Source organism: Streptomyces sp. LX-29, assembly GCF_029541745.1.
Classification (GTDB): Bacteria; Actinomycetota; Actinomycetes; order Streptomycetales; family Streptomycetaceae; genus Streptomyces.
Genome location: NZ_CP089746.1, coordinates 3685509 through 3705836, shown reverse-complemented (window position 1 = coordinate 3705836; position 20328 = coordinate 3685509). Strand labels below are relative to the sequence as shown.

The 20328-nt window shown below is 71.2% G+C and carries 22 protein-coding genes and 1 pseudogene; 11 read left to right on the top strand and 12 right to left on the bottom strand.

The genetic code is table 11. The features are described from left to right. Position 1: 1 nt before the first annotated feature. From LRS74_RS15925 to LRS74_RS15885, 9 genes are all read right to left on the bottom strand, one after another. Entirely contained in the window at positions 2-877 is an 876-nt protein-coding gene (locus LRS74_RS15925) for a DNA primase (protein ID WP_277741626.1), read from the bottom strand. A gap of 82 nt (positions 878-959) precedes the next feature. Further along, positions 960-1241, bottom strand: a complete 282-nt coding sequence (locus LRS74_RS15920; protein WP_277741625.1) for a hypothetical protein — start codon at positions 1239-1241, stop codon at positions 960-962. A gap of 225 nt (positions 1242-1466) precedes the next feature. Then, complete coding sequence (locus LRS74_RS15915; RefSeq protein WP_277741624.1) at positions 1467-3755, bottom strand: FtsK/SpoIIIE domain-containing protein; 2289 nt, start codon at positions 3753-3755, stop codon at positions 1467-1469. Positions 3756-3845: 90 nt separating this feature from the next. After that, entirely contained in the window at positions 3846-4040 is a 195-nt protein-coding gene (locus tag LRS74_RS15910) for a DUF6257 family protein (protein WP_277741623.1), read from the bottom strand. 80 nt (positions 4041-4120) lie between these two features. Then, positions 4121-4360, bottom strand: a complete 240-nt coding sequence (locus tag LRS74_RS15905) for a hypothetical protein (RefSeq protein WP_277741622.1) — start codon at positions 4358-4360, stop codon at positions 4121-4123. A 90-nt stretch (positions 4361-4450) separates the two neighbouring features. Next, on the bottom strand, positions 4451-4834 hold the full coding sequence (locus tag LRS74_RS15900) for a DUF6251 family protein (RefSeq protein WP_277741621.1): 384 nt from the start codon (positions 4832-4834) through the stop codon (positions 4451-4453). 34 nt (positions 4835-4868) lie between these two features. After that, entirely contained in the window at positions 4869-5726 is an 858-nt protein-coding gene (locus tag LRS74_RS15895) for a protein spdB (RefSeq protein WP_277741620.1), read from the bottom strand. Beyond that, positions 5723-6436 (bottom strand): hypothetical protein, encoded by a 714-nt coding sequence (locus tag LRS74_RS15890; protein ID WP_277741619.1) that lies wholly within the window; start codon positions 6434-6436, stop codon positions 5723-5725. The genes LRS74_RS15895 and LRS74_RS15890 overlap by 4 nt, the downstream gene beginning before the upstream one ends. A gap of 50 nt (positions 6437-6486) precedes the next feature. After that, the gene (locus LRS74_RS15885; RefSeq protein ID WP_277741618.1) at positions 6487-6756 is read right to left on the bottom strand and encodes a DUF6284 family protein; all 270 of its coding nucleotides are present in this window, start codon (positions 6754-6756) and stop codon (positions 6487-6489) included. Positions 6757-7372: 616 nt separating this feature from the next. On the opposite strand from LRS74_RS15885, the gene LRS74_RS15880 reads away from it, so the two are divergent. The 4 genes from LRS74_RS15880 to LRS74_RS15865 all read left to right on the top strand — a co-directional run bounded on the left by LRS74_RS15880 (position 7373) and on the right by LRS74_RS15865 (position 11064). Next, entirely contained in the window at positions 7373-8185 is an 813-nt protein-coding gene (locus tag LRS74_RS15880) for a GntR family transcriptional regulator (protein WP_277741617.1), read from the top strand. Then, a complete protein-coding gene (locus LRS74_RS15875; RefSeq protein WP_277741616.1) occupies positions 8175-8564 on the top strand; it encodes a hypothetical protein in 390 nt (129 codons plus the stop codon). Before LRS74_RS15880 ends, LRS74_RS15875 begins: the two co-directional genes overlap by 11 nt. Beyond that, complete coding sequence (locus tag LRS74_RS15870; protein ID WP_277741615.1) at positions 8561-9214, top strand: YdcF family protein; 654 nt, start codon at positions 8561-8563, stop codon at positions 9212-9214. Before LRS74_RS15875 ends, LRS74_RS15870 begins: the two co-directional genes overlap by 4 nt. Before the next feature lie 917 nt (positions 9215-10131). Next, positions 10132-11064: a LysR family transcriptional regulator gene (locus LRS74_RS15865; RefSeq protein WP_277741614.1), complete on the top strand. Its 933-nt coding sequence runs from the start codon at positions 10132-10134 to the stop codon at positions 11062-11064. A gap of 59 nt (positions 11065-11123) precedes the next feature. Here LRS74_RS15865 and LRS74_RS15860 read toward each other — a convergent pair whose 3' ends face one another. Both LRS74_RS15860 and LRS74_RS15855 read right to left on the bottom strand, forming a co-directional pair. Beyond that, a complete protein-coding gene (locus LRS74_RS15860; protein WP_277741613.1) occupies positions 11124-11471 on the bottom strand; it encodes a DoxX family protein in 348 nt (115 codons plus the stop codon). A 176-nt stretch (positions 11472-11647) separates the two neighbouring features. Beyond that, positions 11648-12529, bottom strand: a complete 882-nt coding sequence (locus LRS74_RS15855; RefSeq protein WP_277741612.1) for a LysR family transcriptional regulator — start codon at positions 12527-12529, stop codon at positions 11648-11650. A gap of 159 nt (positions 12530-12688) precedes the next feature. On the opposite strand from LRS74_RS15855, the gene LRS74_RS15850 reads away from it, so the two are divergent. Then, a complete protein-coding gene (locus LRS74_RS15850) occupies positions 12689-13210 on the top strand; it encodes a cupin domain-containing protein (protein WP_277741611.1) in 522 nt (173 codons plus the stop codon). Here the strand turns inward: LRS74_RS15850 and LRS74_RS15845 are convergent. After that, positions 13201-14364, bottom strand: coding sequence for a bifunctional DNA primase/polymerase (locus LRS74_RS15845; protein ID WP_277744775.1), 1164 nt, complete (start codon positions 14362-14364; stop codon positions 13201-13203). The two genes, LRS74_RS15850 and LRS74_RS15845, sit on opposite strands and share 10 nt — an antisense overlap. Positions 14365-14828: 464 nt before the next feature. Between LRS74_RS15845 and LRS74_RS15840 the strand changes: the two genes are divergently transcribed. From LRS74_RS15840 to LRS74_RS15815, 6 genes and pseudogenes are all read left to right on the top strand, one after another. Beyond that, complete coding sequence (locus tag LRS74_RS15840; RefSeq protein ID WP_277741610.1) at positions 14829-15134, top strand: hypothetical protein; 306 nt, start codon at positions 14829-14831, stop codon at positions 15132-15134. Positions 15135-15331: 197 nt separating this feature from the next. Then, positions 15332-16375, top strand: a pseudogene (locus tag LRS74_RS15835) (OB-fold domain-containing protein); the annotation flags it as partial. After that, on the top strand, positions 16358-16876 hold the full coding sequence (locus tag LRS74_RS15830) for a MaoC family dehydratase (RefSeq protein WP_277744774.1): 519 nt from the start codon (positions 16358-16360) through the stop codon (positions 16874-16876). The pseudogene LRS74_RS15835 and the gene LRS74_RS15830, both read left to right, overlap by 18 nt. Beyond that, on the top strand, positions 16873-18081 hold the full coding sequence (locus LRS74_RS15825) for a lipid-transfer protein (RefSeq protein ID WP_277741609.1): 1209 nt from the start codon (positions 16873-16875) through the stop codon (positions 18079-18081). Before LRS74_RS15830 ends, LRS74_RS15825 begins: the two co-directional genes overlap by 4 nt. Positions 18082-18711: 630 nt before the next feature. Then, positions 18712-19494 carry a DUF1906 domain-containing protein gene (locus LRS74_RS15820; protein WP_277744773.1) on the top strand — a complete coding sequence of 261 codons (783 nt, stop codon included), beginning with the start codon at positions 18712-18714 and terminating at the stop codon, positions 19492-19494. Positions 19495-19746: 252 nt separating this feature from the next. Next, entirely contained in the window at positions 19747-20313 is a 567-nt protein-coding gene (locus LRS74_RS15815; RefSeq protein WP_277741608.1) for a SigE family RNA polymerase sigma factor, read from the top strand. The last annotated feature ends 15 nt before the right edge of the window (positions 20314-20328 follow it).

Below are 20328 nucleotides of genomic sequence, written 5' to 3'. Positions count from 1 at the left end.
GTCACATCCCCAAAGCCGTACGGGCGTTGGTCCACGCGTCCGTGCAGTGCCGCGGGGACTCCCCCTTGGACTGCGCAGCGGTGAACAGCCGGACGATGTGCGTCTCGGTGAGGCAACCGCACCGGCCGTGCGCGGACAGCACCGCCAGGAACGTCCGGTACACAGTGGAGTGGATCCCGCTGCTCGCGTCCGTGATGCGCTGCTCCGCCATCGCGATCCCCCGCTCCAGGTAGGCGGGCGAGCGGTGACGGCACTGCCCACCCCCGGTCGGCGCGGGAACCGTGAGGGAGCGGGGCGCGGCCCGGACGGCGGTGGGCTTCTTCTCGGCGAGCGCACGGACGGCCGAAGGCAGGCCCGTCATGGTGCCGGTGCCGGGGCCGAGCCAGCGGGCGTAGGAGATCAGGGACTTGATGTCGACACTGGCGCGGACGCCGTTCACCGATCGCACGGTGCCGGAGTAGATCCAGTGCTCGCCCCGCGTCGACTGCACGGTGCGGGTCGGCGGCAGCGTGGCGCGGGCCCAGTCGACCGCGGCCGGGCTGTCGAGGTCGACGACCGTGACGCCGGCGCCGCCGGGGTGGTAGGCGACGGCCCCGGCTCGGCGCCACGCGGCCGCCCACGGGTGGGAGGAGAGCACGGCGGGGGCGAGGGTGGCGGCGGCCCAGCCGTGGCACGGACGCGGGCACACGCAGGGGCCGGGGGTCTTCATGTTCGGCCGCCCGCCGCACCGGTTGCCCGCGCAGTCGGAGCAGTTGCCGAACGGCCGCTTGTCCGCGCTCAGCGGCAGCACCGGCAGCCCGTCGGCCGCCAGCTGCAGTGCGAGGTCGAGCAGGGCGCCGGTCCGGGCATCTCGCCGGACCGAGGTGGCATGGGTCATGCTGGATGTCTCCAGTTCTCTGATCGGTGCTGGACGAGGGCGGCCCCGGACTTTGGCGAGACGGGGGCCGCCCTTGACGTTGCTAGAACGGGGGCTCGTCGCTGTAGCCGTTGCCCCACGGGTCGACGTGCGGCTGACGGCGGCGCGGGAGCCTGGGGAGCGGGAGCAGGACCCAGGACCGGTCCTCGTTCCAGCAGGGGCACGGGTCCCACTCGGTCCCGGCGTACTCACCGGTCTCGTAGTCGCCGTAGTCGTGCGCGGTCCCGCCGTCGCCGTCGCAGAGGCGGCAGTCGGGGCGGGGAGTGTCGGCCAGGACGAGCGCGGCGCGGGGCCAGGTGACGCGCCGGATGCGCAGTCGAGCCATGGTTGAACCTCCAAGAGCGATCACTGTGCGTGCAGGGAGGGAGGATGGGGGAGGGGGCGCAGCGCGTGATTTCGCGGGTTTCCCGAGGTGTTCGGCGAGTGCCTCCCCAGGCTCCCCAAACTCCCTAAGTGGGGTGTTGTCGCAGGTCAATGCTGGGGAGGTGGGTTGGGGAGGTGGTTGGGGAGAACTCCCCAAGATTTCCGTGCCTCCCCAACTACCTCCCCATCACTGTCCGTCGAACTCGGTGGTGTTCTCGGCCTCTTCGGCACGCCGCTCGATGGCCGCGAGCACCCGTGCACGGGAGATCGACGGGTTGCCGTTGTACTTGCGCGGCTCTGCCCCGACCGGCTTCAGGGCCTGCGTCAGAACCTCGAACGTCCACTCCCCGTACACGGCGCTGTTGAGGTTCTTCAGGCCGTGCAGCATGTCCGGGGACCTCAGCCGGTCCGCCTGGCCGAGCACGGTAAGCACGTCGGCGAGGTGGTCCACTTCCTGCGCCGCGTCCTTGTCCGCGCCCTGGGTCTTGAGGCCGGATCGCAGAGCCTTGGCCCGCTCGGCGATCTCTTTCGCGTCGTCCTCGTTGATGTAGTGCGTCCGAACCGTGATGGACGGCTGTCCCGGCGGCATGTCGATGCCTGCCCCTGCGACCACCAAGGTGCCCTTGTCCAGGCCCTGCCTGAGTTTGTGCGGGGCCGCGCCGGCGTCGACGGGGTTCTCGCCGAGCGCCATCTTGGCTTGCGATTCGGTGCCCAGCACCAGGGATGCCCGGATGTGGTTGCCCTCACGAGACCGCTTGGGCAAGTTGGCGTCCGTCGGATCTTGCGTGCCTTCCCAGGTGGTGACGTTCACCGCGCGGCCCTGGTCATGGATGGCCTTGATGGCCTGGAAGTACCGGGAGTCTTGTTTCGCGCCCCCGTAGGGCGCGCCCTTCCGGACGGCTCCGCTGTCCGTGGTGTAGGTCTCCACGGCGCCGGATCCATAGGCCACCTGCGCTTCATCGACGATCAGCACCAGCGGGTCGAAGCGGGGGTCGGCCAGGATCTTGTCCTGGCTCCAGCCTTTGGCGGAGAGCTGGAGCATGAGTTTCCCCCGGCGCTGCATCTCCGCGACGCCCTCCTCGACCATGTGCGTCGCCTCGATCACGTGCTCGTCGGTCGGGCCCTGGATGAGCACTTCGGCGATGCCTTCGAACATCTGCCAGTCGCCGACGCCCTTGAGGTCGGCAAGCCGGAACTTCACCCGTGGGTCAAGCGCGGTCCATAGGGCGAGTGCCCGCAGGCTTGCCGTCTTGCCCTGGTTGGACATGCCCGTGATGAGCAGATGCTTTTGATGCAGGTTGACCAACACCGCGTCCCCGCGCAGGTCCTGCCCCCACGGGGCCCGGCCGTGGTGCATCTGTGCGGTGGTGTCCGGGTCGATGACCAGCGGCGACGGGCCGATCGGCAGATCGAGCGCACCCGAGTCAGCGATCCACATACGCACGGTGCGGGGGGTTGGCGGGAGCGTCATGTGGAGCTCGTGCTCGTGACGGTTCATGTTCTCCGCCAGCTTCCGCCGCTTACCGAGGACCTCCTCCGTGGAGACGCCGGACGGCAAAGTGACGTCGACCTCGACACCGCACCCGGCCAAGGTGATCGGCCCGAGCATCCCCGCGGCACCATCCGCCATCTCCTTGATGCCCTTCTTCAACTGAGGGACACCCAGGTCGGACAGGGCTTTGACCACGATCGACGGGGTGATCGGCACATCGTCCACCGCGCCGGATGCGGGCCGGGCCCATCGAGGGGCCGTCTCGTGCTTCTGCCCGGCCCGCCACAGATGTGAGAGACCGGCCAGGGTCATCAGCGCCAGTGCCGGACCCCAAGCGACCCCCACGAACCAGCACAGCGCCCGTACCGCGTCGACGGCGGCCAGAGTCGGCGCCACCACGTCGTGCAGTTGATGGTCATGGATGGCCATGCAGGCGCCGAGCAGCAGTAACGCACCCTCGACACCGGCCGCGCCGATGGCGGCGGACTTCACCGCCTGCGGGGTGCGGGTGATCAGGTCCATCCGGCGCTGGTGACGCTCCCGGCGGAACGAGTCGGCCTTGGCCTGCCACTCCGCAGCCGCCATGTGGTCCCCGGCCGCCAGAGCCAGGGCCCGCATGCGGTGATGAACAGCAACGGTGCGGCCCTCCCAGGCCCGCTTCGTGACGACCCCGGCGCCTCCCCACACGTAGGCGGTGTGTCGGACCGCCGCACGAAGAGCCTTGCGGGTGCGGTCGTGCGTAGCGATCGTGCGCACCCGGCGAGCAGCGCGCCTCAACCGGCGGGCGCGGCCAGAGCCGTGGGCGGGCAGCGCGTCCTCAACGGCCGGCTGCTGCACCTGTTCCGGGATGGCGTCGGCGACCGGGGCCGCCTCGGGGACGGTCGCCTCTTTGACGAGACTGACGAGGGCGCGGCGGGCCCGGCGCTCGTCAAGGTCGACCACCTCACCCACGTCAGGTTCCCCCCTGATGCTCAGGTCGGACATGATGGTGCTCCCTCCTGTGCTGCTGGTTGGCGGTGCAGGGCCCCGGGGCGGCCCGATTCCTTGGCCGGGACGGCCGCCCCGGGGGCGCAGTCACTTGCTGTTCTTGGCTTCGCGCTCCTCGCGCTTGCGGGCGCCGTCGATGATCCGGTCGACCTTGCGCTCCAAGTCGGCCTGGAAGACGTTCTCGTCGCCGGCGATGCCGCGCTTGGCCATCCGGGCGACGTACCAGGCCACCCGCGCCTTCTCGCCGGCGGTCAGCTTCGGCTCGGGCTCGTGCTGGGCCATCGGGTTCCCCTTGTCTGGGGCCGGTCTGTCCGGCTCCCCTTCACCGCCCGGGGTGCAGGGTCGGGCGGGTCGGGCAGCCGTCAGGCCGTGACCGGGCGAGGGATGGCGCGGCAGCGCTCGGCGTGTTCCTGGGCCCACTCGGTGGCCCGGGTCAGGCTGAGGGTGACGATCCCGGTCGCGCCGGGCGGGCATCCGGTGCACTCGGTGACGTGGCGCTCGCCGGAGCCCGGCTCAGGCGTGAGCCGGACATCGGCCGTGGCGCCGGAGAGGTTGCGGTACCGGGCGATGACGCCCGCGGGCCAGTTGGTCTGGGCGGTCATGGAGTCGGCTTCCTTCCCTGGTGGTGGCCGGGCTGTCCGGCCACCGCACCCCACGCCCAAGGCGGCACGTGGAGCACGGCGGCCGGACGCTCAGCCACGCCGCCGGGCTTTGCCGACCGCCTTGGCCGCGGCCTGCCCGTCGGCACCGGCCACGGAGCGGACCACGCTGACGACGGCCGAGCAGACGAGGGCGACGACCAGGGCGGCGATGGCGAGGCTGATCGCGACCGAGGTGAGCGCGGCGACCAGCAGCGGGCCGAAGTACACGCCCGCGGCCACCGCACCGCCGCCGGCGCCAGCCCCGAGGGCGACGCGCTGGATGGTGCGGTCCGGCGGAGCCTGATGCACATGGATCACCTGGGGCACCGGCACCTGAGCGGGGAGGGCCGGGAGCTGATCGGTGTAGGCCCAGGTGCCGTCCGGGAGCTGGACGACCGCGGGCGGGGTGGGCCGCGGGGCCGGAAGGTTCGTCATAGAAGTCCCCCCTCCTTGGGCGGGGTCGAGATGGTCATGCGGCCACGCGCTTCCATGCGGCCCGGAGGCGGACTTCGGATGCGGAGTGGCCTGCCGCGCGGAACCGGGCGGACATCTCGCGGTAGGACAGGGCGGGCGTCTCGCTGTGCCGGATCTCGTCGACCAGCGCGTCAAGCGCTTCATCCGTGAGTGCGGGCCCTGTCTCCAGCGCGGGAACGGGCTCGGTGGGACCCCACACGGGGAGTTCCCACGAGGGTGTGACGCCAGGTGTGACGCGGGTCGTCACGCTGGTCAGGGCCCTGCCGGTCTCCTCGCCCCGCCGCGCCGTCTCCAGCGTCGACCATGCTTCGGCCAGGGTGTCAGCGGTCTTGGCCTGGACGCGTGCGACGCGGGCCCCGGCCTGCGTCACGGCCGTCAGCCGGGTCTCCTCGGTGGCAGCTTCCGCCCGCAGCCGGGCGCGGGCAACGGCCGCTTCGTCACGGGCCTCTTGCTGGATTCCCCGGATCGCACCGAGCGCGGCCGGGGTGAGGGCGGTGCGCTCCCACAGACTGTGGACCAGCCACATTGCCTTAGCCGCGAGGGGCAGCCAGGCCACGGCCAGCCACGCGCCCGGCGACTCTTCGGCGGTCAGCGCGTGGGCGATGAGGACGCCAGTGGCGACCAGGCCGAAGAACCAGCCGACGCCCGTCACGGTGCGGTTGTGGTCGCCCTGCGCGGCGAGTCGGCGTTCATAGGCGAGCGTGGCAAGCCATCCACCGTCGATGCCGAGACCGACGACCAGCGCGACCGGCCACGGCACCGCCGTGCCCAGCCACACCAGGACCACGGCCAGAGTGAGGACCATGGACACCGCCGTCATCGCCACGGCGGGAAGAACGGTCTTGGCGCTCACGCCGTACCTCCCTTGCGGCCGTTCTCCGCGCGGCTGCGCTGGCTCGGCTGAGTACGCGGGGCGCCCTCGTACCAGACGAACGGCGGGATGTCGTCCGCGGCGATGAAGACACGGATGGCGGCGCCCGCCGGGGCGTCGGGCAGGGCGTAGACGCTGCCACGCTCCAACGACGCCAGCAGCCGGGCCCCGTGGTGCTCGCAGCCGTCCGCCCCATCGTTGTAGGCGTCCAGCACGGTCACGACGGCCGGGCCGTCGCACGGGGTCGGGTCGTCGGGGTGAGCGGCTGGGCAACGGACGGTGCCGGCCACGCCACACTCCCCGACCACAGTCAGTTCGTCGACGAAGGGGCGGCTGCGCCGGTTGCAGCCCATGTCACCCTCGACTGCGTCCCACCCCACGCCGACGTACTCACGACCGTGATTCGGGTGGTCAGTGTTGGTGACGCGCCCGATGTCGACCCCGTTGACGGTCCCCATGCGCCCCTCGGCGCACATGACGCGGGTCCCCTTCGGGAGGTCGGCGGCGGTGCGGGGGGTGATCGACCCCATAGCCGTGCCCTGGCCCCGGACTTTCGCCAGCAGGGCAGAGCCCTTCTCCGTCAGCGTGCTCTCAACGGGGTGGATCAGACCCCGGGCGATCAGGGCGCGCTCCGTGCGGACACCGCACGCCACCACTTGGCCTTCCTCACCCGTGTAGAGGGCACGAAGCATGGGCGCGCTCAGCTTGTGAGCCCTGATGATCTCGGTATCGGGTGCGGCGCTCACGCGGCACCCCCGGGAACGCTCGCACCGGCCGTCTGGTTGATCACGGCGACGCGCGCGGCCAGCACCCGCCGCCGCGCCCGCCGCAGTCGCCGCTCGTCCAGCTCCGACAGCGGCCGGTCCAGCGTCATGATCTGCACGTCCAACAACTCGACCTCCGCCCGGATGACGGGCATCTCGCGGTCGATCGCGTCCAGCTCCGCGGCCGACGGCTCGCGGTCGAGATCAAGGGCGGTAACACCCGCCGGAACAGCAACGATGCACTTCATTGGGTCGTGCTCCCTTCGACAGGAACGGCCCGAACAGCGGCCCCGGTGGTAGGACACCGGGGCCGCGCTCTGTGTGGGTCGCCGGCCAGCGGCCGGAGTGCCCCGAGCGGGAGTCGATCCCGCACCATCACGGCCGTATCGGGGCCAGGCTTCACCGGCTCGCCGTTGTCACGGCGGGCCGGTTCCGAGCCTGAGATTCGGGCGCGTCATCATCACTGCTCTGACGCCAGCAGGGCGGCGCGCACCAGGTGGCACCCCGGGGTTGACCTTCAGCAATGAAGGGATGATCCCCAGCGGTGTTCTCCAGAGCTGGCACGCGGGCGGGACAGGTCCACCCGCCTCTAAGTGGCCGCCGACGACCATCACCCGGGCCGCCTCGGGAGCGGGGATTTCCACCCCGCCGTTCATGCGCTCTGTTGAGTTCTCAAGGTCCAATCGCTGCCTTCGGGCCTGTCGCCAGGTCCTCCGGGCGTGCTCGAAGAAGCCCTGAGAAGGCCCTTCGCGGTGCGCTGTCCTAGGACTGCGTTCCGTTGATGAAGAGAGTGGCCCACAGTCCTAGGACTGTCAACAGTCCTAGGACTGTGTTTCACTGGTCCATGCCGGAAGGAGGTTCTGCATGGCACCTAAGTGGCGAGAGCTGGCGGATCGGATCGCTGAGAAGATCCAGAGCGGTGAATATGCGCCGGGCGACCAGTTGCCGCAGATCAGGGACTGGGTGGACGCGGGTGAAGGCTCCAAATCCACGGTTCACGCGGCCTATAAGGCTCTGGAAGCCGAGGGGCTCGTGACCTCCTCGCGCGGCCACGGCACCGTCGTGCGCCAGCGAGCGCCGCTCAAGCGGCTCGGCATCGCCCGGTACGACAAGGCGAAGTGGCGCGACGGCGACGAGGTGGCGTTCATCGCCGACCGTGTCGCGTCCGGGCGTGCGTACCGCCGCGGTGAGCAGACCCAGACCGTCAGCCGAGTCGTAGCCCCTCCGGCCGTCGCTGCCGCTCACGGACTCCCGGCAGGCGCCGAGGTCTACGCACGTGCGCGGCTGGTGAAGGAAGGCGATCAGCCGACGCATACCTTGACCAGCTACTACCGGCCCGAGCATGTCGAAGGAACCCGCATCGTCGACCCGAAGCCCGGACCCGCCGGCCGAGGCGGTGGATTTCGGGTGCTGTACGACGCTGGGTACGAGATCGACCACATGAAGGAAGAGCTGCTCGCGCGCGTGCCCACAGCCGAGGAGGTGAAGCTCCTCCAGCTCCCCCCGGGCGAGCCTGTCGTTGAACTGCATCGGACCACGTACACGGCTGATGGCACTGTGGTGGAGTTCGCCATTGGTGTGCATGCCGCCACGCGCTTCGCGTGGGAGTACGACTTCAAGGTTCCCGACTCCGCCCGCGATCAGAAGTCCCAGGAAGGAGGCCCCCGTGCCGAGTGAAGGAAAGCCCCAGCCGATCGACACAGCGGTCATCACGGCACCCAGCGACGTCCCCACCGCCAACCTGTGGCTGCTCGCGGAGAGGCGAGAGCGTCACACCGCTCGTGTGGCAGGTCGGGGCACAGGTGATGTCGGCGTTGGCGACGCACTTGCCGCGCTCGCCCTCGGTGCCGTGATTCGCCTCGTCGTCGACGACGAGGAACAGCGCCTGGTCCGAGAGGGCTTGCGGCACGGAGCAACGTGGGAGCAGCTTGCGAAGGCGCTCGGTGTGGCCGACGTGGCGCAGGTCCGAGCTGTGTTCATGTCCTGGGCCCAGCAGCTCCCCGACGGCGAGGCGGCCGAAGCATTGCGGCTCGTGAGGGGAGAGGCGGGCAAGTGATCTCGGCGCAGGCGTGGGACGACGCCCGGGTCGTCTGGGACTACCACCAGATGCACCACTCCCCGAAGCCTTGTTCGGTTGCGATCGGCCTTGGCAGTCACGATCTGAGTGTCGCCACAGCCGCAGCCGAGGCGTATAAGGCGGGCATGGTCCCGGTGATCGTGTTCACCGGGGCTAACAGTCCGACGACTCGAAGTCGCTTTCCGGAGGGTGAGGCCATTGCCTACCGGAAGCACGCGGTCGGACTCGGGGTTCCGGCGGACGCGATCCTCGTCGACACGAACGCCACCAACACCGGTCAGAACATCACGTACTCGCGAGAGCTCTTGGAGGCTGCGGGCATCGACGTCTTGTCGGTCCTCCTTGTCTCCAAGCCGTACGAGCAACGCCGGGCGTACGCGACCGCTCGCAAGCTCTGGCCTCAGGTGGACATCGTTTGCGCTTCGGCGCCGATGGAGTTTCCCGAGTATGTCGACAGCATCGGCGACGGCCGTCTCGTGATCGACATGCTCGTGGGTGCGCTCCAGCGGCTCGTGATCTATCCCAAGCAGGGTTTCATGATCGAGCAGGACGTTCCGGGGGACGTCATGGCGGCGTACGAGCGACTCTGCCAGGGAGGCTTCACAAGTCGCCTCATGCCTTCGGTGTGACCTGTCGGCCGGGGCCATTCGAGGCGTAGCCCCGGTCGCTGTGGGCCATGTGTGGGCCAGCGGAGATGACCGAGGCGAGGTATCGGACGTTTCCGCAGGTCAACTAGGCAGGGACCCTAGGAACCGGAGCGCTCTTGAAAACCGTCGTGGCGGCGACGTCACCGTGGGTTCAAATCCCACACTCTCCGCCGAGGTCAGCGACGTAGCTGGTCAGAAGGGGTGCCCCAAGGAACGGGGCACCCCTTTGTGTTGGGCTCTGTCTCGCAGTCGAGAGGAGCATCTCACCCCGGCCTTCATCGGGCAGCAGCCGTGTGATGGGCGGAACCGGGACTCACTTCTGCTGGCAGACCTGTGATTCCCCTGACCGGTGATCAGCGCACTCGCTCAGTGCTCCAGTCGAAGGCCGACCGCCACCACGCGCGAGGCGGTCAGGTCGCCGAGCGTGGTGGGTGATGCGTATAAGTAGACGCAGTAACTCATTTTTGGTCCGCCGGTAAAGCGATTAAGGGAATCTCCTGAACTGAGATCATCGGCGTGACCTGGGGGTCGCAATTCGAGTTGTCGAAGAGGTGGTAGTCACCACTGCGAAATACTTCGAGGTGTGTATGGTGATTGACCCGGTTCCCCCCGTGGTTTTCCTGCTGGAAGAAAGTAGATACTGGACCAGTGGCAATCATTCTTTGCTGTATGTGCTGGTGGGGTCAGGGGTGTGGTGCCTGGGTAGTGCCACAGCGGCGGAGGTGAGGTGGCAGAGAGCCATTGGCGGCGAATGCTGGGTTCCATTCGTGTGGTGGCCGGTCCGTCCCGCGAGGATTGATACCGAAATCGGCATGGTGATCGACGTGGCTGAATGAGCCACTGATATCCTTGCCCGCATACGTCGCGGACGAGTGATCAGTAGGCCGCTGGGGGGATTCATGACCACGGATCCGAGCGCGCATCAGTTGCGCCTGCTCTTGGTGTTGGCAGAGGAACTTCATTTCGGACGTGCAGCCAGGCGGCTGTTCATCAGTCAGCCCACGCTCAGCCGCCAGATCCGCACCCTTGAGGAGCATCTGGGGGTGCCGCTCGTGGAGCGGTCCACGCGGCGGGTGGAGCTCACGCCGGCTGGGGAGGCACTGCTGCCGCGCGCGCGGGCGGTGGTGGACGCCGTTGACGCCCTTCGCGGTGCCGCAAAGGTGCAAGCGCGCCCGGCGGCACCGGACCGGGTGGTTCTCGGGGGCTACGTCTCCGGCCTACCCGCTCTGCGAATCCTCGTCGAGGACTTGCGTAAACGCCATGAGGTTCCCGACGTCGAGTGGCGTGCCGTGGACCCCGTCGAGCAGGCGCGCGTGGTGCTGGACGGGGAGGTGGACGGCGTGGCGTGCTACGGGCCCATGCCCGAGGGGATCCGGGCGCTTCAGTTGGCGACCGAACCTCGTTTCGCCTGCCTGGCCGACACTCATCCACTGGCGAACCGTGAAGCCCTGACCCTCGCGGACCTAGCCGACCAGCCGGTCATCGGCTTCCCGCCCGAGATGGACCGGGAGTGGCGCGACTTCTGGGCCGCCGACCCCCGCCCCGACGGGAGTCCGGTGCGGTACACCGACCAGACGGGCATCACGCTGGAGGCCTGCGTCTCCCTCGTCAGTCTGGGAAACGGCATCCGCTTCGTCTCCGAAAGCAGCCGGGGGCTCATGCCCTGGCCTGGCATCCGTTTCATCCCCGTCACCGACCTACCCCCGTGCACGGCGATGCTCGCCTGGTCGGCCTCCCGGCCCCCCTCCCACGCCTTCGGCATGCTCCTGCACGCCCTCAGCGCCTACATCCGCACCGCGGGCGCGGTGACCGTCGGCAGCATCAAGAGATAGTGGTTCCCCCCGTCCCCCGGCTCGCCGGTGCATGCCGGCGCGTGGCTGGGGGCGCGGGCTCAGGAGGTGAGGCCCAGGATCAGGGAGGCGGCCGCCGGGGCCATGTAGACGAGGGGGAAGGCGATGTGGCTGTACCAGCGGGCGCGGGCGACGGTGATGGCGGCGCCGGTGAAGTAGAGGATCAGGCCGATGGCGGCCAGCACGCCGATGAGCGGTATGGCCAGGCCCACGAGGAGGCCGATGGCGCCGGCGGCCTTGGCGATGCCCAGCCAGGTCCACCAACCGCGCGGGACCCTGTAGTCGATCATGGGCTGCACGACCCAGGGAGCGTTGAAGAAGATCGAGCCGGCGGAGAAGCCCGACATGACGGCGGCCAGAACGGTGATGACGACGTAGGTGGTGGACATCCGAAGGTGCTCCTCATCAGGCGGTGTGCCGGTGCGGGCCGCGCCGGCCGGGCGCGGTGAGCCCGTCACCTGATTGACACGGCGCGCCGCGCGCGTGTGACAGGAGCGGTGAGGATTTTTTCCGGAGTGGGTGGGAGCCGGGTCGGTTGCCGTCTGACTGGTCGTGAAGCGCCTGGTCAGGTCGGGAGTTCGGCGCTGGCGGCGGCCTGGAGGAGGTGGCGGACCGGCGCGGGGGGAGGGCCCGGGAGCACGGCCAGGAAGGTGGTCAGGGTGAGCCCGGCCAGCGGGCGGAGGGCGACGCCGGGGAGCGGCGGCAGCCCGACCACGTCGTAGAAGACCGTCCAGGAGGGGGCGCCGGCGGCGATCGCGGTGAGCGTCTCCTGGAGGTGGGTGAAGGGAGGTCCCGGCACCGGGTCGGCGCCCGCCGTGCGGAGCGCCTCGGTGACCAGGTCGTGAAAGGGCGGGTTCTGCTCGCGCGGGGCCAGCCGCAGCGGCAGTTCCGCCAGGTGTTCCAGACGGGGGGACGGCTCGGCCGCCAGGGGGTGGTCCGCGGGGAGGGCCGCGTACAGCGGGTCGGTCCAGACGGGGAGGAGTTCCAACCCCGGCGCCGCGGGCAGGGCCCGGACCAGCGCGGCGTCCAACTCGCCGGTGCGCACGGCGGTGAGTCGGTCGGAGACGGGGAGACGCCGCAGCCGGACGCGCAGCCGGGGGGCCGTGGACGACAGCGCGGCGAGCAGCCGGTAGATCCGATCACCGGGCCCCTGGACGCCGCCCAGCCGCAGGACCCCCTCGTCGCCGGTCGTGATGTCGGCGGCCACCCGCCGGATCCGCTCGGCGGCGGCGAGGGCGGCACGGGCCTCCGGGAGCAGCCGTTCGCCGGCGCCGGAGAGGTGCACACGGCGCGTGGAGCGGTCGAAGAGGGTCACCCCGAGCTCGCGTTCCAGACGGCGGATCTGCTGGCTCACGGCCGACTGGACGATGCTGAGCCGTTCGGCGGCCCGGCCGAACCCGCCCTCCTCGGCCACGGCCACGAAGTACCGGAGCTGCCGCAGTTCCACCCGTCCCCCGATTCATCACGATCGATGATTTCTGCCGGTGGAAACCGCTTCTGGTACGGAGCTTCTTCCCGGGCTCGAATGGAGCCGTGGGAGTCGACGGAGTCGGCCACGGCGAACGGAGTCGGGCCTGGCGGAGACTCCGGAGAGGAACCGGGAACGATGACCCTGGAAACCCGTGACGCGCTCGTCATCCTGCCCGAGCAGGCCGAACACGTGCCGCTGCCGCACGGCGGAGGCTTCCGGCTGCTGGCCGACGGCGGTGAGACCGGCGGCGCGCTGGGCGCCAACCGCCTCACCCTCGGCGCGGGCGCGGACGGCGCCCGGACGCATCACCACGCGCTCTCCACGGAGCTCTTCTACGTGCTCGACGGCACGGTGGAGTTCTTCCTGGACGGCGAGCTGAAGCCGGTGGGCGCGGGCGGACTGGTCGTCGTCCCGCCGACGATGCCGCACGCCTTCGGAGCCGCCGCTGGCACCACCGCCGACCTGATCGCGGTGCTGACGCCGGGCGTCGACCGATTCGGGTACTTCCGGGCCCTGGGCCGCATCCAGCACGGACTGGAGCCCTTCGAGAGCCTCCTGCCCCAACAGGACCGCTACGACGTGCACTTCCACGACCCCGCGGCCTGGCAGGCGGCACGGGGCAGCGCGGACGCCGGGGGGCCGGCCGCTCACCCCTGACCGGCGCTTCGGAGCCCGTCCCGGCGCGCCGCCGAGGCGAGTGTGGCGGCGGCTTCGTGGGACGGGAGGCCGGTGCTGAGGGCCGCGTTCAGAAGGGCATGGGTGAGGGCCGGGTCGGCTCCCGCGTCGCAGGCGCGGCAAGCCGCCCAGTAGAGGCGGGAGTTGCGCTCCCCGGGGCGGGAGGCGCGGACGAACGCGACCAGGGCGGCGGCACGGTGGGGCGTGAGGGGGCGGGTCGGCCGCGGCCGGGAGACGGGACGGGGCGGGGCGAGCAGGCGCAGCAGCGCCTCCGGTGCGGGAGCCGGGGTCCAGAGGGGGGACCCGGGGGCCCGGCGGTAGTCGCCGCGCGAGCTGCGGGAGCCCGGCCCGACCAGATAGCCGCCCAGGCCACGGATGTCGACGCCGCGTGCCAGCCGACCCACGGAGTTGTGGACGGGAGCGTCCCCCGGGGCGGTGAGCCACAGATGGCGACCGCCGCTGGGGGTGAGGACGGTCACCGTGTGGGGGACGGCGAAGGCGTCCTCGCGCGCCAGCCGGGCGAAGGCCGCCAGGCCGTCGGTGGCCGTCGCGGGCTTGTGGTCCAGGTCCACCCCGACCAGGTGGTGCGGGGGGACTCCGCACGCGATGCCGTAGCCCGTGGCCCATGGGGCGGCGGCGAAGAGGGCGCGGATGGTGTCGGGGTCCGTCGAGGCGTCGTAGACGCCGTGACCGAGCCGTCCGCACTCACCGTGGCAGGGGGCCGCCCGCGCGGGGCGGGGCGTCGCCGGTCCGCACCCCCGGCCGGGCGTCGTCGGATCACCCCCCGGCCCACGGCCCGGCGCACCCCTCTGCCCATGGCCTGGGCTCGGGCCCGTGCGGGCGTCCGGGCTCGGGCCTGTGTGAGCGTCCGGCCTCGGGCCCGTACGGGCGTCCGGGCTCGGGTCGGTGTCGGCGTCCGGGCTCGGGTCGGTGTCGGCGTCCGGGCTCGGGTCGGTGCCCATGACCGACCACGGGTCCGTGCCCATGACCGACCACGGATCCGTGCCCATGACCGCTCTCCCGCCTGTGCCCGTGGTCGGGGACCGTCCCCGTTCCGGCCCCGGAGGCTCGGTGGAGTCCGGGTCGACCCCCGGTGGTGGCGCGCAGACCGGGTCGCGGTGGTGCGGGGAGCGCACGGCGGGAAGTTTCGCGCGGGTCAGCGGGATCACCGCGAAGCCGTGCGCCGCGGCGGCCAGGGCGTGGACCAGGGGGTTGTCCGCCATAGGGTCATTTTCGCGCAGATGTTCGATTCTGGGAAGGGTGAGGGAGGTCCGAAGCGGGGGATTCGGGGGCGTCGGGGGCCGTGCGTGGCCGAAGGCATGCGGGAACGGTTCTTCCCTTCTCCCTTACGGCCTGTGACCGCCTGGGGTGAGGGAGAGGGGTGCATTGGGGGCGCAAGCGGTGTTTAAGAAAGGTTCCTCATGCTTGCGAGGTAATTGGGACAACACGGATGGTTCGCCAGGGAGTTCATGGGCAACTCTGCTTCCGCGACGTCGTCACGCTTCAGTACGACCGTGGCGGAGCGACACCGAGGGGCGACCGGCCGACCGCCATCCCGGGCTCCCCACACCTCGACTCTCGATTTCCTGGAGGAATGGACATGGCGCGTATCCGTCCCGCCCGTACCCTGGCCGCCGTTGCCGCTCTCCCCCTCGCCGTCGCGCTCTTCGGGGGCGTCGCCCACGCGGACGGGGACGACGGCGCGGGTGACGGGCCGAACAAGTCCGTGGGGTCCATCGTCGGCAGCGGCGTCGGCGACGACAACAACGGCAACTCCACCACCACTCAGCAGATCGCCACCGGCACCGGTGCGTCGAACCAGAACAACACCGCCAGTGTCATCGGGGCCGAGGACGTCTACATCGACCAGCACAACGCCACTGTCGTCTTCGTTCCGTGGTGGTGATGCGGTGAACTGAAAGGGACTGGGTGAGGTCAGATGGTCGCGCGGCGGCACTTCGGTGCCGTCGCGCTTCCGTCTCCCCGGATTCCCCAGCCCCCGGCCCCCGGCCAACCCGGCCAGCCCGACCAAACCGGCCGTCCCGCCCCTCCGCGCCGCAATGTCTTGACGGAGTCGCATAGCTGACGGATAGTCAGAAAACCATGAGCGCCGACTCCCTCTACCAGCAGCTGAAGGCGTACGAGGGCCACGCCGCCGTCATCGGCGGGCGGGGCAAGGACCCCGTCAACGAGCCGATGATCCGGCACTGGTGCGAGGCCGTCGGCGACACCCACCCCGGTTACCCCGCCGTCGCCCCGCCCGCCATGCTCCAGGTGTGGACGATGCGCGGGCTCTCCGGCCGCGGTGCCGCCGGCGAGCGTTCGAGCGCCTACGACGAGCTGCTGTCCCGGCTGGACGGGGCCGGGTTCACCTCCGTCGTCGCCACCGACTGCGAGCAGGAGTACCCACGCCTGCTGCGTCCCGGCGACCGCGTCACCTTCGACGCCGTGATCGAGTCCGTCTCGCCGCTCAAGACCACCAGGCTGGGTCGCGGCCACTTCGTCACCACGCGCATGGACCTACGGGCCGACGGCGAGCTCGCCGGGACCCATCGCTTCCGCATCCTCAAGTACGCGCCGCCGCACGCCGGTTCGGAGCGGCCTGACCCGGTTCCGTGCCCCGACCCGGTTCCGTCCCCCGGTCCGGCTCCGTTCCCCGGCCCGGTTCCGTCCTCGGACCCGGCTCGATCGTGCGGAACGGCTCCGGCCCCCGGCTCCGCCCCCGCTCCCGGGCCCGTCCGCCCCGGTCAGCGGCCGGCGCGCCCGCAGCCCGTCGTGAACCGCGACAACGCCGGGTTCTGGGAGGGCGTCGCCGCCGGTCAGCTGCTGATCCAGCGCTGTGTCGACTGCCGCGCCCTGCGCTTCCCCTGGCTGCCGGGGTGCAACGGTTGCGGGGGGCAGGGCTGGGACACCGTGCGGGCTTCCGGCCGCGGCACCGTCTTCAGCCGCGTCGTGATGCACCACCCGCCGTTCCTCGCGTTCGACCCCCCGTATGTCGTCGGGCTCGTCGAGCTCGCCGAGGGTGTCCGGATGATCAGCAACATCGTCGGGGTGCCGCCGGAGGCGGTGCGTATCGGCATGGAGGTCGAGCTGGAGTTCCTCCATGACGCGGAGGGGGAGCTACTGCCCGTGTTCCGGGCCGCCCAGGCGCCGCCCCCGCTCCGCATCCCCGTCACCCGCACCCTCATCGTCGCCGGGGCCCTCGCCTCCCGCGACTTCCAGGACGTGCACCACGACCCGGAGGCGGCACGGGCGCGCGGGACGCCGGACATCTTCATGAACATCCTGACCACCAACGGCCTGGTCGGTCGCTACGTCACCGACTGGGCGGGCCCGGCCTCCGTGCTGCGTCGACTCGCCATCCGGCTCGGAGCGCCCAACTATCCGGGGGACGAGTTGACGTTGACAGGGACCGTCGCCGCCGTGGAGGGGAGCACGGCGCGGGTACGGATCGTCGGCCGCAACTCCCTGGGACGGCACGTCACCGGCGAGGCCACCGTCGAGCTGGGCTCTTCCGAGCGACCCCCACCACCTGGGCCCTCCGACCCGCCCGGGCCACCAGGGCTTTGCGACCCACCCCGGCCCTCCGGCCCACCCCGGCCCTCCGACCCGCCCCGGCCCGACCCGCGGCGCCGGAGGACGCCATGAGTCTGCACCGTGCCGACAGCCTCGGCGGTCGGGCCGCCATCGTGGGGATCGGCGCCACCGAGTTCTCCAAGGACTCCGGCCGCAGCGAGCTGCGGCTGGCCGTGGAGGCGGTGCGGGCGGCGCTCGACGACGCCGGGCTGACCCCCGCCGACGTGGACGGGCTGACCACGTTCACCATGGACACCAGCCCGGAGATCACCGTGGCGCAGGCGGCCGGCATCGGTGAGCTGTCCTTCTTCTCCCGGGTGCACTACGGCGGTGGCGCGGCCTGCGCCACCGTCCAACAGGCCGCGCTCGCCGTCGCCGCCGGGATCGCGGACGTCGTCGTCTGCTACCGCGCGTTCAACGAGCGCTCCGGCCGTCGCTTCGGCTCCGGCGTCACTCACCGCGAGCCCTCCGCCGAAGGCACGGCGCTCGGCTGGTCGCTGCCTTTCGGCCTGCTCACCCCGGCCTCCTGGGTCGCCATGGCCGCGCAGCGCTACCTGCACACGTACGGGCTGACCCCTGAGGCGTTCGGCCATGTCGCGGTCACCGACCGCCGGTACGCCGCGACCAATCCGGCGGCGTACTTCTACGGCCGTCCGATCACCCTCGCCGACCACGCCGCCTCGCGCTGGATCGCCGAGCCGCTGCGGCTGCTGGACTGCTGCCAGGAGACCGACGGGGGGCAGGCCCTGGTGGTCACCGGCGTGGAACGGGCCCGGACCCTCCGCCACCCGCCGGCCGTCATCCGCGCCGCCGCGCAGGGGGCGGGCCGCGCGCAGGAGCAGATGACCAGCTACTACCGCGACCGCGGCTACGACGGCGGGCTCACCGGGCTGCCGGAGATGAGTGTCGTCGCGCGGCAGCTGTGGCGCACCAGCCGGCTCACCCCCGAAGACATCGACGTGGGCATCCTGTACGACCACTTCACCCCCTTCGTGCTGATGCAGCTGGAGGAGTTCGGCTTCTGCGGGCGAGGCGAGGCGGCGGACTTCGTGGCGGCGGACGCGCTGCCGCTCAACACCCACGGCGGCCAGCTCGGCGAGGCGTATCTGCACGGGATGAACGGCATCGCCGAGGCGGTGCGGCAGCTCCGCGGCACCGCCGTCAACCAGCTGCCGGAGGTCCGCCATGTCCTGGTCACGGCGGGAACCGGTGTGCCCACCTCCGCCCTGATCCTCGGCATGGACGACGGGTCGGCCGGTCACCCGACCCGGACGTGACACCCTCGCGGCCTCGGAATCGGCGTAGGTGGTCGAATCGGCGCAGCCGGTCGAATCGGTGCAGGTGGTCGAATCGGTGCAGACGGCTGAATCGCGGCTCCCCGCGCGCGTGTCTACGGGACCGGCCCGGCGGTCGCCGCCTTGACTCGCCGTATGGACCGACTCAAGACGATCAGACGAAGAAAGATCACCGGATTTACGGTCGGCCTGCTCGCGGCGGTCGCCACGGGCGCCGGGCTGGCCGGGCAGACCGTGTTCGCCGGTGCCCCGCAACCCGGCTCCACCCACGCCGCCGCCACTCCGGCGGTCGCGGCTTCCTCCGCCGATCCGTCCACTGTCGCCCGGCTCGCCCTGACCAAGGCGGCCGCCGCCGCCAAGGCCGCCGAGTCCGTGGGCACGCAAGCGGCGACGGCGGCCCAAGCAGCGAAGGCCGCCAAGGTGGCCAAGGAAGCCAAGGCCGCCCGTGCGGCGAAGACGACGGCGGACGGCAAGAGCACGAAGGCCGAGGACGCGACGGACGCGACGGATGCGAAGGGCGCCGAGGACCCCAGAAACCCCAGGGACCCCAAGGACGCGAAGGGAAGGAGGGAAGCGGAGGAAACGGCGGGAACGAAGGGCGAGCGGGACGCCATGACCGGGCCCCGCGCCGTCGGCCCCGCCATTCCCGCCGCTCTCCCCGACCCCCGCGTCCACGGCGCCCGGATCTTCCGCGGCTGGGGCATCGACACCTGCCACGCCCCCTCCCTCGCCACCCTCCGCGCGTGGCGCTCCTCCCCGTACCGGGTGATCGGCGTCTACTTCGGCGGCCGCGGTCGCGCCTGCCCGAGCCAGCCCCGGCTCACCCGCTCCTGGGCGCTGGGCGCCGAGGATCTGGGCTGGCGGCTGCTGCCGGTGTACGTCGGCTCGCAGTCCCCGTGTGTGCGCAACTCGGCGAAGATGGGCGTCCGGATCGGTGCCCACCCCTGGGAGCAGGGCCGCAGCGAGGGCCGCGACGCGGTGCGGCGCGCGGAGGCGTTCGGCCTGCGGGAGCGCAGCGCCCTCTACCTCGACATGGAGGCGTACGACCACACCCGCCGCGCCTGCGCCCGCGCCACCCTCTCCTTCATCCGCGGCTGGAACCGCGAGGTGCGCGACTCCGGCTACTTCCCCGGCTTCTACAGCAGCGCCGAGTCCGGGGTGCTTCACCTGGAGCAGGCCCGTCGGGCCGGGGTGCGTGATCTGCCGTCGGCGATGTGGTTCGCGCGCTGGGGCGTGAAGGCCACGGTCTTCGGGGAGCCGGTGCTGCGGCCGAACGCGTGGCACCCCCACCGCCGCATCCACCAGTACGCGGGCAACGTGAGCGAGAAGCACGGCGGCAAGCGGTTGAGCATCGACCGCAACAGGGTCGACGCCCCGGTGGCGATCGTCCGCTGACCATGGAAAGTTGAGTGATGAATAAGCACGGATGGCCGCCGGCCCCCTGCCCCGCGGGTCGGCGATCATCGGGCTGACCACCGCTGATACCGGGTCCAGGGACCGCATCCCTGAGAGCCGACCCTGAAGGACCTCCTCCTCCCGTCCGCCCCCAGGAGGTGGTGCCAGCCCCACCCCTACAACCTGAGGGGGATCCGGCTTCGGCACCTGGGGCCGATCCCTGAGGCGCTACGCGCTCATAGCGTGGACGCCATGACCACGCCAGTGTGCCCCAGCGCATCGACCGTCGTGTTCCCGTCGTTCTCCTCGTACGTCCGGGCACGAGGGCCGGTTCTGCTGCGTACCGCCCGCGCCCTCACCGCCAACCCCTGCGACGCCGAGGACCTGCTGCAGACCGCGCTGACGAAGACCTACCTGGCGTGGGAGCGCATAGAGGACCACCACGCGCTGGACGGCTACGTCCGTCGCGCGCTGGTGAACACCCGCACCTCCCAGTGGCGCAAGCGCAAGGTCGAGGAGTTCGTCTGCGACGAGCTGCCGGAGCCCGATCCGATCCCGGCCCCCGACCCCGCCGAGCAGCAGGTGCTGCGCGACGCGATGTGGCGAGCGGTGCTGCGGCTGCCCGCCCGCCAGCGGGCCATGGTCGTCCTCAGGTACTACGAGGATCTGAGCGAGGCTCAGACGGCGGAGGTGCTCGGGGTGTCCGTCGGCACCGTCAAGAGCGCCGTCTCCCGCGCCCTCGGCAAGCTGCGCGAGGACCCCGAGCTTAACCCCGAACTGCAGCCCGGCCGCGGCGCCGAGCAGCTGCGCGCAGCCTGAGCCCCGCCCCTCCCA